A 16,614-nucleotide genomic window follows, 5' to 3' on the forward strand; every position below is an offset into this window, starting at 1 on the left:
TTCGTTTTTGGTGGGGGCCGCCCCCCCCCCCCCCCCCCCCCCCTGTCCGCCCCCCCCCCCCCCCCCCCCCCCCCCCCCCCCCGCCCCGCCCCCCCCCCCCCCCCCCCCGCTCCCACAAGCATCTGTCGGCGTCGCGAGGAAAGCCTCAGCCGAGCATGGCTCGGCCCTACAAAAAGCCACAAACAAAACCGCCGCCTTGCGGCGGCGGTGGAATTATTTGACTACCCGCAGGAACGGGCGCTTTGCTGTCGGCTGCGGACGCTCTGGCGGATCGGTCGGCGGCGTGTCGTCGTCGTCCGGCGCGGTCTCGGCGCCCGGAATGTCATCCGGCAAGGCCATGCCCTGCCCGGTCTCGCGTGCGTACACCGCCAACACGGCAGAGATCGGCACATACACCGGGAAACTGGTTCCGGAAAAACGCGCCGTGAAGCTCACCGCGTCATTGTCGATATGCAGGCCGACAACGGCCCGCTCGGCGATATTGAGCACGACCCGCTCTTCCTTGACCGCACTGCTCGGCACCTGCACGCCGGGCACGCCGGCATCGACCATCACGTGCGGCGTCATGCCGTTGTCGTTGATCCACTCCACCAGCGCCCGCAACAGGTACGGCCGATGGCTGCTCATCCGGAAAGTTTCTTCAGTCATGTCACAAGTGTACGCGGCATTGAAGCACGATCACCGCCGGGAGGCGGTGATCGATAAGTTCAGATACAGCCAGCCAGCGCCTCAGCCTGGCAGTTCGCGCAGCTTCTTTTCCTGATCGGTCAGGCTGCGGACGAAGCCCGGATGACGGAACATGCGGTTGCAATAGTCCTCGATCGGCTTGCCATCCTTCGGCAGCGCAACCCCCAACGACTCCAGACGCCACAGTATCGGCGCGATCGCGCAGTCGGCCAGGCTCATTTCCGGATTGAGGAAGAACTTCGACGCCTTGAAAAGCGGCACCGACTGCGCCACCAGTTCCTTCAAACGCTTGCGGCCAGCCTCGGCCTGGGTCTTGTTGCCCATCTGAATAGCCTGCACCTGCGGCACCCAGTCATGCTCGATGCGCAGCATTGCCAGGCGCAGACGCGCCCGCGACAGCGGGTCAACCGGCATCAACGGCGGGTGCGGGTAGCGTTCGTCCAAGTACTCACTCACCACCGAGGCCGCATACAGCACCAACTCGCGCTCAACCAGGGTCGGCACGGAGTGGTACGGATTCAGGTCGATCAGGTCTTCCGGCGGATTCTGCGCATCGACCGGGACCAGATCGTAAGTCACGCCCTTGGCCGCCAACACCAACCGCACCCGATGACACAGGGCATCGTCGTTTGCAGAGAACAAAGTCAGGGTATTACGCATACGCACACTCGCCGCCATCAAAGGCTCTCCATCGGTTGGATTCCGCCAACCTTACGGCCCCATCAGCACATTGCCGACAGTGACCACGGTTACCCGAGTGTGCCAAGCCACAGGCGCAGTTGCCAAGGCCCCCTGCGCACAGTCCCGGGCCTGCACCCAGCTCAATGCACGTCTTTCCAGTACTCGGTCTTGACCAGATAGGCCAGGAAGGTGAGCAGGGCCAGGAACAACACCACCCACACGCCCAGGCTCTGCCGCTTCAGCGCGGCCGGCTCGCCGGCGTATTCCAGGAAGTTGGTGATGTCGCGGACCGTCTGGTCATACGCCCGCGCATCCACCTTCCCGGGCGATGCGAGCTTGAAACCCACTACCGGCGGATCAATGCCCTCCTGCTCGGCCTTGCCATGGATTGCATGCTGCATGCCCTGCAGCTCCCACAGCGGGTTGGGCATGGACGCATTCGGGAACACGCTGTTGTTCCAACCCAGCGGCCGCGATTCGTCCACGTAGAACGACTTGAGATAGCTGTAGACCCAATCGCTGCCGCGCACCCGTGAGATCAGGCTCAGGTCCGGCGGCATCTTGCCGAACCACTTGGTCGCCTCGTCGTGCGGCATCGCCACCTGGATCTGCTCGCCGTAGGCAGCACCGGTGAAGTTCAGGTTATCCATCACCTGCTGCTCGGTCAGGCCCAGGTCCTCACCCATCCGCGAGTAACGCAGGTATTTGAGTGAATGGCAGCCCGAGCAATAGCTCATGTAAGCCTGCGCACCGCGTTGCAACGAGGCCTGGTCACCCAGGTCATTGCCCGCCTGCATCAACTTGCCACCACCGGCGGCAAACGCCGGGACACAGAGCAGCATCGCGGCAGCCATCGCCAACCGCACAATCCATTTGTCAGTCATGCGTGGTCACCCGGTCCGGAACCTGCTTGCTGCTGTCGATCTTGGTCCACAGCGGCATGGTGATGAAGAAGCCGAAGTACAGGAAGGTCAGCACGCGACCCACCCAGGTCTCCCAGATCGCCGTGCCCGGGCCGGAGCCAATCACGCCCAGCCAGACGAAGCACACCACCAGGATACCCAGCATCACCTTGGAGATCGGGCCACGGTAACGGACCGACTTGACCTTGGCCTTGTCCAGCCACGGCACCAGGAACAGGATGGCGATGGCCGAGAACATCACCATCACGCCGCCGAGCTTGTTCGGAATAACCCGCAACATCGCGTAGTACGGCGTGTAGTACCAGACTGGCTTGATGTGCTCCGGCGTCACCAGCCGGTTGGCCTCGGTGAAGTTGTCATGCTCAAGGAACAGCCCACCGAACACCGGTGCGAAGAAGATGATGAAGGCCGCCAGCGTGAGCAGGAAACAAACGCCGAACAGATCCTTGACCGTGTAATACGGGTGGAACGGAATGCCGTCGGTCGGCGCCGTCGCAGACCAGCGGTTGCCCTTCGGCCCCTTCTTGATCTCCACGCCGTCCGGGTTGTTGGAACCCACTTCGTGCAACGCGCCCAGATGCAGCACCACCAGCAACAACAGCACCAACGGCATGGCGATGACGTGCAGGGCGAAGAAACGGTTGAGCGTGGCATCGCCGGGCAGGTAGTCGCCCATGATCCATTCGGTCAGGCCATTGCCGATCACCGGGATCGCGCCGAACAGCGAGATGATGACCTTGGCGCCCCAGAACGACATCTGCCCCCACGGCAGCACGTAGCCCATGAAGGCTTCGGCCATCAGCACCAGGTAGATCAGCATGCCCAGAATCCACACCAGCTCGCGCGGCTTCTTGTAGCTGCCGTACATCAGCCCGCGGAACATGTGCAGGTAGACGACGATGAAGAACAAGGACGCGCCAGTGCTGTGCATGTAGCGGATCAGCCAGCCCCACTCCACGTCGCGCATGATGTATTCGACCGACGCAAACGCTTCCGCCGCACTGGGCTTGAAGTGCATCGTCAGGAAGATACCGGTGACGATCTGGTTGACCAGGATCACCATCGCCAATGAGCCGAAGTAGTACCAGAAGTTGAAGTTCTTCGGCGCGTAGTACTCGCTGACATGCTTGCGATACACCGGCATCAGGCCGGGCGCACGCTCATTGACCCAGTTGGCGACACCGCTGACGGTGCGGGTAAGGATGTTCTCGGCCATGATCAGGCTGCCCCCTGCGGATCGACGCCAATGACGATGGTGTTGTCATCCACGTAATGGTGCGGTGGCACCAGCAGGTTGATCGGCGCGGGCACGTCCTGGAACACGCGTCCGGACATGTCGAAACGCGATTTGTGGCAGGGGCAGAAATAGCCGCCCTTCCACTGCGCGTCGTAGGGCTCGGGGCGGATCTCGGCAACCATCTCCGGCGAACAGCCCAGGTGGGTACACAAGCCGACCAGCACGGACACGTCCGGCTTGATCGAGCGGAATTCGGGATTGGCCTTGAGCACGTAGGCCGGCTGTTGGTCCTTATTGCCGGACTCCGGATCCTTGAGCCGCGCATCCAGGGTAGGCAATGCCTGCAGGATGGCCTTGGATCGTTTGACGATCCAGATCGGTTGGCCGCGCCATTCCAGGATCAGCCGTTGGCCTTCCTGCAAAGCGCTGATGTCGGCAGTCACCGGGGCACCGGCCAACTTGGCACGGGCACTGGGATTCCAGGACTTGATGAAAGGAACTGCGGTGAAACCAACACCGACTGCCCCGACCACAGCTGTGGTCGCTGTCAAAAACCGCCGACGTCCGGTGTTGACTGGATCATTTACCCCATCGTTTGCCATCCGGCACTCCGATATTGATTAGGTAGCTAGAGGCTGCCAGCGGTCTGGTGGGGGCCATCCCGCTCTGAATCGAATCGTTCCGGAGTGTAGCGGAACGCTTAACGGTCACACAACGCGATCAAACACCAGTCCGCGAAATTTGTCACGGCCTGCTGCAACAGAAACGTCGGGGGCGATTTACTGGCGCGTCGCCAGCTCACCACGGTAGCGGTCGGCCAACTGTGCGACGCGCTGCACGTAGTACTGGGTTTCCTTGTACGGGGGCACACCGCCATGCCGGTCCACCGCACCTTCGCCAGCGTTGTAGCCCGCTGCGGCCAGCGTCAGATTGCCATTGAAGCGGCGCAGCAACCACGACAGGTATTGCACGCCACCACGGATGTTCTGCCCGGCGTCATACGAATCGGACACCCCGAAGCGACGCGCCGTCGGCGGCATCAGCTGCATCAGACCCTGCGCCCCGGCCCGGCTGAGCGCGGTCGGGTTGAAGGCGGACTCGGCATGGATGATGGCGCGCACCACCGCTTCCTCGACACCGAATTCGCGTGCGGCCGAGGCGATCTCGGTACTGTAGGCCTGGGTGTTCAAGCGCACCGAGCCGAAGTTGACCCTGGAGTTCACACCACAGGCGAAGCAACGCTCGATATAACTGTACTGAATGGTGCGCACCGCGCCGATGTTGGCCACCTGCGCCGGCCGGCTGCTGGTGTAGTGGCGCACCCCATCCTTCATATAAGAGTAGACCTGCCCGCTGACCACCCGCTGCGCGCGCGCCACCGGCGCTGGCGCCGGGGTGGCCGGCACGGCGGTGGGCGCCGCCTGCGCCGCCACTGCCGTTGCCCCCCCGCTGTCACCGGCGGAACTTGCCGCAGTGACAACCGTAGCAATCGGGGCCACGACAGGCGCTGGGGGCGCCACCGGCGCCGGCGCTACATGGCGCGGCGCCTCGCGGGTCGGCCGGTAATTGCTGACCACACTGCAGCTCGCGCCACTGACGCGCTTGCTGACGTAATTGGGCACTCCATCGCTGCCAACACACTTGTACAGCGTGCCGGCACTGGCCGGCAAAGCGACCAATGCTGCTGCGAGAATGCCGGTGATCCCCAAAATCCCCTTCATGGGCGCGAGTCTCCCAGCTTCGCCGGGGCTTGCCAAGTATTTGACGCAGCAGCTTTCGTGCTTTGCCCGGCAGACCGATACAATAGTCGGCTACGAATGCAGCCCCAGCGGCTGCGTGCCCGCCCACCCGTCTGGAATAAGCGCCATGCCCGGGACGCCAGCAACTCCCCTGCCGATCACGGCCGGCTCCGCCGTGCCTACTGTTGAAATGACCACACCCGAACTGATTCCCCTGCCCGGCCAGCGGCCGACGGTTGCCGGCGGCGCGCGCGGCAAGCTCTACATCAAGACCCACGGTTGCCAGATGAACGAGTACGACTCGACCAAGATGGCCGACGTGCTTGCCGCATCCGAAGGGCTGGAACTGACCGACAACCCTGAAGAAGCCGACGTGGTGCTGGTCAACACCTGCTCCATCCGCGAGAAGGCGCAGGAGAAGGTGTTCAGCCAGCTCGGCCGCTGGAAGGCGCTCAAGGCCAATGGCCGCGACGTCATCATCGGCGTCGGCGGCTGCGTGGCCTCGCAGGAAGGCGAAGCCATCGTCAAACGCGCTCCCTACGTGGACCTGGTGTTCGGCCCGCAGACCCTGCACCGCCTGCCGGAGCTGATCCGCGCCCGCCGCGAGCAGAACAAGCCGCAGGTGGACATCAGCTTCCCCGAGATCGAGAAGTTCGACCGCATGCCCGAACCGCGTGCCGAAGGCCCGTCGGCCTTCGTCTCGATCATGGAAGGCTGCTCCAAGTACTGTTCGTTCTGTGTGGTGCCGTATACCCGTGGCACCGAGGTCAGCCGCCCGTTCGAGGACGTGCTGGTCGAATGCGCCCAGCTCGCTGACCAGGGCGTGCGCGAGATCAACCTGCTCGGCCAGAACGTCAACGCCTACCGCGGCCCCTACGGCGACGGCGAGATTGCCGACCTCGGCCTGCTGATCCGCACCCTTGCCGAAATCGACGGCATTGGCCGCATCCGCTTCACCACCTCGCACCCGCTGGAATTCAGCGATTCACTGGTGGACGCCTACCGCGATGTGCCGAAACTGGCCAATTACCTGCACCTCCCGGTGCAGGCTGGCAGTGACCGCGTGCTCAGCGCGATGAAGCGCGGCTACACCGCGCTGGAGTTCAAGGCCAAGATCCGCAAGCTGCGCGCGGTGCGACCGGACATCTCGATCAGCTCCGACTTCATTGTTGGTTTCCCAGGTGAAACCGATGCCGATTTCGAGAAGACCATGAAGCTGATCGAGGACGTGGGCTTCGACCAGAGCTTCTCCTTCATCTATTCGCGCCGCCCGGGCACCCCGGCTGCCGATCTGGAGGACACCACCAGCGATGCCGACAAGCACGCCAGGCTGTCGCGGCTGCAGGCGCAGATCAACGAGCATGCTGCCGGCATCTCCACCAACATGGTCGGCACCGTGCAGTCCGTGCTGGTCGAAGGCCCCTCGCGCAAGGACCCGAACGAACTGACCGGCAAGACCGAGAACATGCGTTCGGTGAACTTCCCGGCCAGTTCGCGGCTGATCGGCCAGTTTGTGGATGTGCTGATCACTGAGGCCTTCAGCAATTCGTTGCGTGGGCGGGTGGTTACGCAGGATTGAGGTCAGGGCCGCGACGCCTGCTGCTGTGCTTTCTTACGGAAGGTGGGCTGCGCGGGTTAGAGGCGGGATCCACTAGTCCGAAGCAGGAGCGCCCTCCCCCTCCTGCCCGCGCCGGCCCTTGCGCTGGCGCAAGGTCGTTCGGTGGGCAGCGAACCTGTGGTTCGCAAGCTGCCCCTCTCACCCCGCCAGCGGGAGAGAGGGAAAAGCCCTTGCTGATCGCTATGGCTCAGGAAGGCCGTCGCCGCTCTTTTTTCGCTTCTCACCGCTCGGCTTTGCCCCAGCCCTGCGGTCATTTATTCGCCACACCGACTCAGAGCCCGTCGTTATTGGGCTGCGCGCGGTTATCCACATGTTCATCCCGAATCGATCCACACAAATTGTGGACAACTCGTCAGCCGTAAACCGCCAAATGTGGCTGTTTTTTGACCAACCCGCCAAGAGGCTTATGCCGCAAGGGCTGGACAGGGATATCCACAGCTTGGCCCACGCCGCATCCACATCGGCTGTGGAGAACCCTGACGGCCGGCCCCGCGCTGGTGGTCGGCAAGCCACGGGGGTACCCTTCTCCGGTCCAAGGCACGGCTTCGCCGGCCAGTAACTGCTAGTGAACATGACCACCACCACGCATCGCGACTTCACTCTCGACCCGGTTGACAACGAACGACTGGCCAATCTGGCCGGGCCGTTTGACGAGCATCTGCGCCAGGTAGAACTCAAACTCGGCGTGGAGATCGCCAATCGCGGCAATGTCTTCCGCGTCAGCGGCCCGGGTAAAACCGCGCTGGAAGCAGAGAAACTGCTGAAAGCCCTCTACCTGGAAGCGGCAGATGCCGTCTTCGACAGCCACGCCATCCACCTGCGCTTGAACCGCGCCAACGTCGATCATGTGACCGAGCAGGCCTACGAAGCACAGGAGGTAGCGATCAAGGTCAAGCGCGGCACCGTGCGTGGCCGCGGCCTCAACCAGGCCAGCTACCTGCATCAGATTGCCACCCACGACATCAGCTTCGGCATCGGCCCGGCCGGTACCGGCAAGACCTTCCTCGCTGTGGCGATGGCCGTGGACGCCTTGAACGAATCACGCGTGCAACGCCTGATCCTGGTACGCCCGGCAGTGGAGGCCGGCGAGAAGCTGGGATTCCTGCCCGGCGATCTGACCCAGAAGGTCGATCCCTATCTGCGCCCGTTGTACGACGCTCTGTACGAAATGCTGGGCGTGGAAAAGGTCGCCAAGCTGCTGGAGAAGAATGTCATCGAGATCGCCCCGCTGGCTTACATGCGCGGCCGCACGCTCAATGACGCCTTCGTGATCCTGGACGAAGCGCAGAACACCACCATCGAGCAGATGAAGATGTTCCTGACCCGCCTCGGTTTCGGCTCGACCGCCGTGGTCACCGGCGACCTGACCCAGACCGACCTGCCCAAGCACGTCAAATCCGGCCTGCGCGACGCGCTTGAAGTGCTGCGCGGCGTGGACGGCGTCAGCTTCACCTTCTTTGAATCGCGCGACGTGGTGCGCCACCCGCTGGTGGCCCGCATCGTCAGCGCCTATGACCGCCGCGATCTGCAGCAGGTCAAACCCGGAGCAAGCGAATGACCAAGGGCCCTGTCCGCCTTGATGTAGCCGTCAGCTACGCCCTGCCCCGCGCCGGCCTGCCGGCAGCGGTGAGTTTCCGCCGCTGGGTAGCCGCCGCCCTGAAAGGTCGCATCCGCGAGGCCGACCTTGCCATCCGTGTGGTCGACGCCAAGGAAGGCCAGTCACTGAACCGTCACTACCGTGGCAAGGACTACGCCACCAATGTGCTCAGCTTTCCGGCCGAGTTGCCCGAAGGCCTGCCCAATGGGGTGAAGTTCCCCTTGCTCGGCGACCTGGTGATCTGCGCCCCGGTGGTTGCCCGCGAGGCCGGGGAGCAGGACAAGGCGCTCAACGCCCACTACGCCCATCTCACCGTGCATGGCGTGCTGCATCTGCTGGGCTGGGACCATGAGGACGACAAGGAAGCCGAGGCCATGGAACAGCTGGAGCGGGAGATCCTGGCCGACCTGGGCATCGCGGACCCTTACGCCAACGAGCAGTAGTGCCGAGCCATGCTCGGCAGAGGCTTTCCCGGCAAGATCAGAAGCACCCCTCATCCCAACCCTTTTCCCGCAAGCGGGAGAAGGGCTAACGCCAAGGCCGAAAGGCCCACGTTAGTGCCGAGCCATGCTCGGCAGGGGCTTTCCCGGCAAGATCAGAAGCGCCCCTCATCCCAACCCTTCTCCCGCAAACGGGAGAAGGGCTAACGCCAAGGCCGGAAGACCCACGTAGTGCCGAGCCATGCTCGGCAGGGGCTTTCCCGGCAAGATCAGAAGCGCCCCTCATCCCAACCCTTCTCCCGCAAACGGGAGAAGGGCTAACGCCAAGGCCGGAAGGCCCATGTAGTGCCGAGCCATGCTCGGCAGGGGCTTTCCCGGCAAGATCAGAAGCGCCCCTCATCCCAACCCTTCTCCCGCAAACGGGAGAAGGACTAACGCCAAGGCCGAAAGAGCCATGCACGCTCGGCAGGCGGCTACGAGGCTGTAGGAGCGGCGTAAGCCGCGAAGCAGACACACCTTCTGATTGCAGCCATTCCAGGCGCTCATGGAATGCCAGCTTCGCGGCTTACGCCGCTCCTACAAAACAGCGCTGCACCTCAATGCCGCTATCATCGGCTCCTGCACTTCACCGATTGAATGCCGTGCGCTCAACCTGCCTGCTGCCACTCCTGCTTACTGTTGCCGGTTCGGCCCACGCCCAGCCCGCCATCGACCTGCCCGCCCTGATTGAATGCCGGCAGAGCGTCAGTGAGTTCTCTGCGCTGAAGCCCATCGCCAGCGACCCGCTGAAGGCGGTAACCCTGGGCTGGCGCCCCTTGCCGCAGGGAAACCTGTTCATGGCCGAGTACATGTTGAATACCCCGATCACGGTGTTCGGGCACAGCGCCGACCATATCGCCATGGCCGGCGGCACCATCATCGCCATCCTCGACATTCCGGACCCGCGCCCGCTGGCCAAACAGCTGGAGCTGGAAACCGGCTATGACGCCCCGGACAAGTTCATGGCCGGGCGGGAGCTGGTCAGCCGTGACGTAAACGACGCCAAGACCGGCGAAGCCCTCATCGAATCGGTGATCCTGGGCGTGTCCACGGTCAAATCCCACCCGGGCAAGACCCTGGCCGGCTGCACTTACAGCCTGGACCTGCCTGCCGAGGAGGAAACGCCTCCCGCACCCGCACCACCAGCCGACACCCCGGCCGATCTCTCGCCGCCAGCTCCCAGCGTGCAGACCCCCAACCCGCCCGCCGCTTGAACAGACGGCCGCGGACATCCTGCTAGACTTGCTTACCGCCCGGCGTACCGGGTGCAGTCAAACCAAGAGATGTCTGAAGACGACAGTAGTACCTCGCCGGAAAACGGCGAGAAGAAACGCAGCTGGCTGGAGCGCCTGGGTTCGGCGTTCTCCAGCGAACCCCATACCCGCGACGAGCTGGTAGCGCTCCTGCAGACGGCACAGCAGGACGGCCTGATCGCCGCCGACACCCTGCGGATGATGGAAGGCGCCATTTCGGTGGCCGAGCTGACCGTCGGCGACGTGATGATCCCGCGCTCGCACATGGTGTCGCTGCCGGTGGACCGGCCTTTCATCGAGCTGATGAAGCAGGTGGTCGATTCCGGCCACTCGCGCTTCCCGGTACACGGCGAGAACAAGGACGACATCCTCGGCATCCTGCTGGCCAAGGACCTGCTGCGCGGCGTGGTCGCCGACAACAGCCACGCCAGTGTGCGCGAGCTGCTGCGTCCAGCGGTGCTGATCCCCGAATCGAAGAAGCTCAATGTGCTGCTCAAGGAGTTCCGGCTCTCGCGCAACCACATGGCGATCGTGGTCGACGAGTACGGCGGCGTTGCCGGCCTGGTCACCATCGAGGACGTGCTGGAGCAGATCGTCGGCCAGATCGACGATGAGCACGACGAGACCGAAGACCACACCTCGCAGATCGCCATCCTCGCCGATGGCCGCTACGTGGTGGACGCATTGACCACCATCGGCGATTTTAACGAGCGCTTCGGCGCCAACTTCTCCGATGATGACTACGACACGATCGGCGGGCTGGTCACCGAAGCCACCGGCCACCTGCCGGAGATCGGCGACGAGCTGACCCTGGAGCGCTTCGTGTTCCGCGTGGCCAAGGCCGACGCGCGCCGCGTACAGGCCTTCCACGTCACTGTGCTGCCGCCAGAAACCCAGGACGAAGCTTGATCACCCTGCGCCTGCCGCGGCTGCTGTCCGCGTTTGCGTCGTTGTTCCTGCTGCTGGCCGCGATGGCCAGCAGCGCACAACCCGTCGCCAACCAAGCCAGCGAAACCAGCACCAACCCGGCACCGCGCATCGGCGTGGTGACCATGCTGCCGGGCGAAGTGTTCTTCGAGCGCTTTGGCCATGACGCCCTGGTGGTGCTGGACCCGGTAACGGGGCAGGCAACCTCGTACAACTTTGGCTTCTTCGATCCGTCCGAGCCGGATTTCATCGGTAACTTCGTGCGCGGCAGGATGATGTACTACCTGGTCGCGCTGCCGCTGGAGCAGGACCTGGCGCAATATGAAAGCGTCGGCCGCGGCGCAAATATCCAATGGCTGGACCTGCCACCGGCGCAGGCACAGGCGCTGGCCGCTGCGTTGGCCGAACGGGCAAAGCCCGAGAATGCGCGCTACCGCTACGACTACTTCACCGCCAACTGCGCCACCATGGTGCGCGACAGCCTGGACCAGGCCATGGGTGGCGCCCTGCAATCGCAGCTGGCCGGTCGCTCGCGTGGCAACAGCTACCGCAGCGAGTCGGTGCGACTGGCCTCGCCTTCGCCATGGATGTGGCTCGGCTTTGACATCGGCCTGGGCCCGAACGCAGATCAGCCACTGTCGCGCTGGCAGGAAGCCTTCGTGCCCATGCGCCTGGCCGACAGCCTGCGCGAGGTGCGCAACAGCGAAGGCCGGCCGCTGGTACAGGCCGAGCAGGAACTGCTGCCGCAACGTCTGCCGCCCGAACCAAAGGAAAAACAGCGCAACTGGTGGCCGTGGCTGCTGGTCGGCCTTGCCGTCGCCGCTGCGCTGTACGCCGCACGCCGCAAGCCGCGCCTGATTGGCGGCCTTGCCCTGCCGTTCTGGCTGTTCTGCGGCGTTGCCGGCAGCCTGCTGACCTTCCTGTGGGGCTTCAGCGAGCACCAGGCCGCCTGGGCCAACCGCAACCTGTTGCTGCTCAGCCCGCTGGCACTGCTGTTGATTCCCGGCGCTTGGAGCCTGCTGCGCGGGCGTCAACCACGCACCTGGTTCCGGGTCGTCCTGTGGCTGATGACCGGCATCGCGCTGCTGGCGCTGCCGCTGCATTGGCTGTCGCTGCAAGCGCAGTTCAACATGCAATGGATCGTGCTGCTGCTGCCCATCCACGTTGCATTGGCGTTCCTGTTGGGGCGCCGCAGCTTGGCGTCAACGGCCAGCTGAGGCACGATGCCGGGATGACTACCGGCATCACTCCAACTCCCGTCCAGGCCAACCCGGCCTGCGTGATCAATTGCACCTGGTACGGTGCCGACGGCACACAGCGCCCGCTCGACCTGGACAGCATCAGCGACGTACTCGCCGATGATGCCAAGGGCTTCGTCTGGGTCGGTCTGTACGAACCCAGCGACGCCATCCTGGACAAGGTGCAGGAAGAATTCGACCTGCACCCACTGGCGATCGAAGACACCCGCAAGGCGCACCAGCGACCCAAGATCGAAACCTACGGCAATTCCTTGTTCGTGGTGGTGCACACCGCGCAGGTGGTGGATGAGCGCATCCGCTACGGCGAAACCCATGCCTTCCTCGGCCCGCGCTTCCTGGTGACGGTGCGTCACGGCGCCTCGCTGTCGTATGCGCCGGTGCGCGCACGGCTGGAGCAGGAGCCCGAACTGTTGGCGATGGGCCCCTCGTTCTGCCTGTATTCGGTGCTGGATGCAGTGGTGGATCACTACCTGCCGATCACCGACAGCTTCCGCGACACCCTGGACCTGTTGGAGAAGAACATCTTCGCCGACACCTATGAGCGGCGCACGGTGATCCGCCTGTACGAACTCAAGCGTGAGCTCAACAAGATGCGGCTGGCGGTTGCGCCACTACAGGATGCCCTGGCCCAGCTGCAGCGCAACCAGGCCCAGTTGATCAACGAGGAAGTGCGGCTCTACCTGCGCGATGTGCAGGACCACGCTGCCCGCGTCAACGACGCCATCGACACCTTGCGCGAAATGCTGGGCACCGCGCTGAACGTCAACCTGTCGCTGGTGACGCTGGCGCAGGGCGAGACAGTCAAGCAGCTCGGTGCCTGGGCAGCACTGCTGGCTGCACCAACCCTGGTCACCAGCTGGTACGGCATGAACTTCGCGCATATGCCGGAGTTGGCCGGGCGCTTCGCCTATCCGCTGTTGATGCTCGGTGTCGGCGTGATCTGCGTGGTGCTGTACCGCCTGTTCAAACGTTCCGGCTGGCTTTGACCAGCTACCCAGTCTTTCCAGAGAGCAACCATGCAGCACGACCACTCCAATCCCGCACGCCGCAATTTCCTGCGTAACACGCTGATTGCCAGCGCCGCCGCGCTGCCGTTGTCGCAACTGGCATCGGCGCAGACTGCCAGCAGTAACGACAACGCCTTGCCCGAATCGATGCGTACGCTGAAATCGGTCGCTGCGCAGGTGGTGCCAATCAGCAACGATGAGCGCATCGCGCGCGTGGCCAAGGCCCAGCGCCTGATGGCCGAGCACGGCATCGATGCGGTGTTCATTGGCGCGGGCAGCTCGCTGACCTATTTCACCGGCATGCATTGGTGGGACAGCGAACGTCTGACCGGCGTGATCCTGCCGCGCAAAGGCGAGCCGGTCTACGTGACACCGGAGTTCGAGCGCGTGCGCACGCTGGAGCAGATCAAGCTCGGCAACGATGTGCGCGGCTGGCAGGAAGATGAGGACCCCTATGCCCTGGTCGCCAAGGTGCTGCGCGACATGGGCCATGCCACCGGAACCTTGGGCATGGAAGAAGCCGTGCCCTACTTCCGCGCCAAGGGCATTGCCGATGCACTACCACAGGCCAAGGTGGTGCCTGCATGGCCGGTGGTAGCCGGCTGCCGCCGGGTCAAGAGCGCGGCCGAACTGGCATTGATGAAGCTGGCCAATGAAGCCACCCTGGCGGTATACGAAGCAGTCTGGAAGGCCTTGAAGCCGGGCATGACCGAGCAGGACATCAGCGGCCTGCTGGCCATGGCCTACGCGCGTACCGGCCTGAATGGCGATGCCAGCGTCAACGTCGGCAAGTACACCGCCTCACCGCATGGCTCGGACAAACCGCAGCACCTGGTCGAAGGCACGCCTATCATCTTCGACGGCGGCTGCCGCGCCGGTGGCTATACCAGCGACATCACCCGCACCGTGGTGCTGGGCCAGCCCAACGACGAGATCCGCAAGGTATTCGACATCGTATTGAAGGCACAGACGGCGGCATTGAATACCGCACGCCCGGGCGTGGCGATGGGCGATGTGGATGCAGCTGCCCGCAAGGTGATCAGCGATTCCGGCTACGGCCCGGATTACCGCTATTTCAGCCACCGTCTCGGCCACGGCATCGGTCTGGACATGCACGAATGGGACTACCTCGTGCGCGGCAACACCCACCTGCTGGAACCGGGCATGACCTTCAGCGACGAACCCGGCATCTACATCCCGGACCGCTTCGGCGTGCGCCTGGAAGACATCCTCTACGTCACCGAGGATGGCGCCGCACTGATGACCCCACAGAGCAGGTCCATCGACCAGCCATTCGGTTGATGAGAGCGGCTGCGCGTTTTGTGGGAGCGGCGTAGGCCGCGAAGCTGGTGATGCTCCATCGATTCCAATCGTCTGCAATCCGACACTCTGCAGTTACGAAGGTTCGCAGCCGCATATGGATTACCAGCTTCGCGGGGGTAGCCGCCCGCACAAAAATCCGCCGCGGGGGCCCCAAAACCGGTTTTGTTTGAGTACAAACAGTAAAACCGCCCCCGCCCCCCCCCCCCCCCCCCCCCCACCCACCCCCCTCCCCCCCACGCCCCCCCCCTCTTTTTCCCCCGGCCCCCCGCCTAATTTGCAACACCCGCTCCGCCCCCCCCCCCGCTCCTACAACTTCGCCGTCAGGCGACGTAAACCGTTTTGATGTTCATGAACTCATGGATACCAGGCCCGGCCAGCTCACGCCCAAACCCAGAACGTTTGGTGCCGCCAAACGGCAGCCGCGCATCGCTCTTCACCACTGAATTGACGAAGGCCGCGCCGCACTGCAGCTGCACAGCAACGTTTTCGCCGCGCAGCACATCACGGGTCCAGACGCTGCCACCCAAACCGAAACTGGTGTCATTGGCCACGCGCACCGCCTCGTCCTCATCCTTGACCCGGATGATCGCCGCTACCGGCCCGAACAGCTCTTCTTCGTAGGCCGGCATCCCGGGTCCGACGTTATCCAGGATCGTGGCCTGATAGCCCGCATTGCTACCAGCTACCGGCGACCCGCCCAGCAATATCTTCGCGCCTTTGTCGATGCTGGCGCGCACCTGTTTGTGCAGCTCGTCGCGCAGGTCAGCGCGCGCCATCGGCGCAAGCGTGCTCGCCTCATCCTGCGGATCACCGTAAACACGCGCCTGCGCAGCTTCGACGTAACGCTGCACGAAAGCATCGGCAATCGACTCAACCAGGATAAAGCGCTTGGCCGCGATGCAGGTCTGCCCAGCATTGTCGAAACGCGACTTCGCCGCCGCTGCAGCCGCCAGATCCAGGTCGGCGTCATCCAGCACCACGAAGGCATCGCTGCCGCCCAATTCCATCACACACTTCTTCAGCTGGTCGCCCGCGTTGACCGCAATCGAGCGCCCCGCACGCTCGCTGCCGGTCAGCGTGACTGCCTTGATCCGACGATCACGCAGCACATCCGCAGCCTGGTCGTTGTCGATATGCAGCACGTCGAATACGCCTTCTGGAATTCCCGCGGCGGCAACCACCTCACGTAACAGGTCAGCGCAGCCGGGCACATTGCTGGCGTGCTTGAGCAGGGCGACATTGCCCGCCATCAAGCCCGGCGCGAGGAAACGGATCACCTGCCAGATCGGGAAATTCCACGGCATCACCGCCAGCACGCAGCCGATGGGCTGGTAGATGACGTAGCTGCGCTGGGCTTCGGTCGGGATCGGCTGCGGCTTCAGGTAGTCGGCGGCGTGGTCGGCGTAGTACTCGCAGCCGGCCGCGCTCTTCTCGATTTCTGCCAAGGCCTCGCGGCGCAGCTTGCCCATCTCGGCAGTCATCGTGCGCTGGATCTCGTCGCGACGCTCGCGCAGGCCTGCTGCGACCTTGCGCAGATAGTCACCACGCTGCTCCAGCGACAATGCCGACCATTGTGGGAACGCCGATTCAGCTGCAGCCAGACGCTGCTCGATGGCGGCGGCAGTCAGCAACTCGACCGGACGCACGACCTCGCCATTGAAGGGATTGATAGTCTGATACGACGCCATGGACTCACCTGCATTCAACGAATACAGGAATGGTAGCGCCGCGAATGTTGCGCGCAGGTAAATCCCGAGTTGCGATGTAGTGCCGAGCCATGCTCGGCAAAGGCTTTACCCGTAGACCCGTTGTGGCAGCGGCGTGAGCCGCGAAGCTGGCAGCATTGAAATCACCCACATGGCGGCGATTTGAAGGGCCAGCGGC

The 16,614-nt window shown here is 63.9% G+C and carries 15 protein-coding genes; 8 read left to right on the forward strand and 7 right to left on the reverse strand.

Annotated elements, in window-relative coordinates; genetic code table 11:
* Positions 1-213 precede the first annotated feature (213 nt).
* The 6 genes from ACVOLV_RS19410 to ACVOLV_RS19435 form a co-directional block, all read right to left on the reverse strand.
* The gene (locus ACVOLV_RS19410; protein ID WP_481555783.1) at positions 214-648 is read right to left on the reverse strand and encodes a ClpXP protease specificity-enhancing factor; all 435 of its coding nucleotides are present in this window, start codon (positions 646-648) and stop codon (positions 214-216) included.
* Positions 649-729: 81 nt separating this feature from the next.
* Complete coding sequence (locus tag ACVOLV_RS19415; protein WP_481555784.1) at positions 730-1,365, reverse strand: glutathione S-transferase N-terminal domain-containing protein; 636 nt, start codon at positions 1,363-1,365, stop codon at positions 730-732.
* A gap of 143 nt (positions 1,366-1,508) precedes the next feature.
* Complete coding sequence (locus tag ACVOLV_RS19420; RefSeq protein ID WP_481555785.1) at positions 1,509-2,252, reverse strand: cytochrome c1; 744 nt, start codon at positions 2,250-2,252, stop codon at positions 1,509-1,511.
* On the reverse strand, positions 2,245-3,507 hold the full coding sequence (locus tag ACVOLV_RS19425) for a cytochrome b (RefSeq protein WP_481555786.1): 1,263 nt from the start codon (positions 3,505-3,507) through the stop codon (positions 2,245-2,247). Before ACVOLV_RS19425 ends, ACVOLV_RS19420 begins: the two co-directional genes overlap by 8 nt.
* A gap of 2 nt (positions 3,508-3,509) precedes the next feature.
* On the reverse strand, positions 3,510-4,130 hold the full coding sequence (gene petA, locus ACVOLV_RS19430; protein WP_303746858.1) for a ubiquinol-cytochrome c reductase iron-sulfur subunit: 621 nt from the start codon (positions 4,128-4,130) through the stop codon (positions 3,510-3,512).
* Between the two features lie 177 nt (positions 4,131-4,307).
* Positions 4,308-5,249, reverse strand: a complete 942-nt coding sequence (locus ACVOLV_RS19435; RefSeq protein ID WP_481555787.1) for a lytic transglycosylase domain-containing protein — start codon at positions 5,247-5,249, stop codon at positions 4,308-4,310.
* Between the two features lie 145 nt (positions 5,250-5,394).
* On the opposite strand from ACVOLV_RS19435, the gene miaB reads away from it, so the two are divergent.
* From miaB to ACVOLV_RS19475, 8 genes are all read left to right on the forward strand, one after another.
* Positions 5,395-6,846 carry a tRNA (N6-isopentenyl adenosine(37)-C2)-methylthiotransferase MiaB gene (gene miaB, locus ACVOLV_RS19440; protein ID WP_481555788.1) on the forward strand — a complete coding sequence of 484 codons (1,452 nt, stop codon included), beginning with the start codon at positions 5,395-5,397 and terminating at the stop codon, positions 6,844-6,846.
* Positions 6,847-7,456: 610 nt separating this feature from the next.
* A complete protein-coding gene (locus ACVOLV_RS19445) occupies positions 7,457-8,443 on the forward strand; it encodes a PhoH family protein (protein WP_481555789.1) in 987 nt (328 codons plus the stop codon).
* Positions 8,440-8,925, forward strand: coding sequence for an rRNA maturation RNase YbeY (gene ybeY, locus ACVOLV_RS19450; RefSeq protein ID WP_481555790.1), 486 nt, complete (start codon positions 8,440-8,442; stop codon positions 8,923-8,925). The genes ACVOLV_RS19445 and ybeY overlap by 4 nt, the downstream gene beginning before the upstream one ends.
* A gap of 596 nt (positions 8,926-9,521) precedes the next feature.
* Entirely contained in the window at positions 9,522-10,175 is a 654-nt protein-coding gene (locus ACVOLV_RS19455) for a hypothetical protein (RefSeq protein ID WP_481555791.1), read from the forward strand.
* A gap of 69 nt (positions 10,176-10,244) precedes the next feature.
* The gene (locus tag ACVOLV_RS19460; protein WP_481555792.1) at positions 10,245-11,123 is read left to right on the forward strand and encodes an HlyC/CorC family transporter; all 879 of its coding nucleotides are present in this window, start codon (positions 10,245-10,247) and stop codon (positions 11,121-11,123) included.
* A 5-nt stretch (positions 11,124-11,128) separates the two neighbouring features.
* Complete coding sequence (locus ACVOLV_RS19465; protein ID WP_481555795.1) at positions 11,129-12,358, forward strand: lipoprotein N-acyltransferase Lnb domain-containing protein; 1,230 nt, start codon at positions 11,129-11,131, stop codon at positions 12,356-12,358.
* Positions 12,359-12,372: 14 nt separating this feature from the next.
* On the forward strand, positions 12,373-13,386 hold the full coding sequence (locus ACVOLV_RS19470; RefSeq protein ID WP_282272560.1) for a magnesium and cobalt transport protein CorA: 1,014 nt from the start codon (positions 12,373-12,375) through the stop codon (positions 13,384-13,386).
* 30 nt (positions 13,387-13,416) lie between these two features.
* Positions 13,417-14,709, forward strand: a complete 1,293-nt coding sequence (locus ACVOLV_RS19475; RefSeq protein WP_481555793.1) for a M24 family metallopeptidase — start codon at positions 13,417-13,419, stop codon at positions 14,707-14,709.
* Between the two features lie 341 nt (positions 14,710-15,050).
* Here the strand turns inward: ACVOLV_RS19475 and ACVOLV_RS19480 are convergent, their stop codons facing one another.
* Positions 15,051-16,418, reverse strand: coding sequence for an NAD-dependent succinate-semialdehyde dehydrogenase (locus ACVOLV_RS19480; protein WP_481555794.1), 1,368 nt, complete (start codon positions 16,416-16,418; stop codon positions 15,051-15,053).
* Positions 16,419-16,614: the final 196 nt, after the last annotated feature.

Source organism: Stenotrophomonas sp. STEN023, from assembly GCF_056760135.1.

Coding starts and splice junctions, on each gene's coding strand:
- ACVOLV_RS19445 (WP_481555789.1), top strand. CDS start 7,457: ATGACCACCACCACGCATCGCGACTTCACTCTCGACCCGGTTGACAAC.
- ybeY (WP_481555790.1), top strand. CDS start 8,440: ATGACCAAGGGCCCTGTCCGCCTTGATGTAGCCGTCAGCTACGCCCTG.
- ACVOLV_RS19410 (WP_481555783.1), bottom strand. CDS start 648: ATGACTGAAGAAACTTTCCGGATGAGCAGCCATCGGCCGTACCTGTTG.
- ACVOLV_RS19475 (WP_481555793.1), top strand. CDS start 13,417: ATGCAGCACGACCACTCCAATCCCGCACGCCGCAATTTCCTGCGTAAC.
- ACVOLV_RS19435 (WP_481555787.1), bottom strand. CDS start 5,249: ATGAAGGGGATTTTGGGGATCACCGGCATTCTCGCAGCAGCATTGGTC.
- ACVOLV_RS19420 (WP_481555785.1), bottom strand. CDS start 2,252: ATGACTGACAAATGGATTGTGCGGTTGGCGATGGCTGCCGCGATGCTG.
- ACVOLV_RS19415 (WP_481555784.1), bottom strand. CDS start 1,365: ATGGCGGCGAGTGTGCGTATGCGTAATACCCTGACTTTGTTCTCTGCA.
- ACVOLV_RS19470 (WP_282272560.1), top strand. CDS start 12,373: ATGACTACCGGCATCACTCCAACTCCCGTCCAGGCCAACCCGGCCTGC.
- petA (WP_303746858.1), bottom strand. CDS start 4,130: ATGGCAAACGATGGGGTAAATGATCCAGTCAACACCGGACGTCGGCGG.
- ACVOLV_RS19425 (WP_481555786.1), bottom strand. CDS start 3,507: ATGGCCGAGAACATCCTTACCCGCACCGTCAGCGGTGTCGCCAACTGG.
- miaB (WP_481555788.1), top strand. CDS start 5,395: ATGCCCGGGACGCCAGCAACTCCCCTGCCGATCACGGCCGGCTCCGCC.
- ACVOLV_RS19455 (WP_481555791.1), top strand. CDS start 9,522: ATGCCGCTATCATCGGCTCCTGCACTTCACCGATTGAATGCCGTGCGC.
- ACVOLV_RS19480 (WP_481555794.1), bottom strand. CDS start 16,418: ATGGCGTCGTATCAGACTATCAATCCCTTCAATGGCGAGGTCGTGCGT.
- ACVOLV_RS19460 (WP_481555792.1), top strand. CDS start 10,245: ATGTCTGAAGACGACAGTAGTACCTCGCCGGAAAACGGCGAGAAGAAA.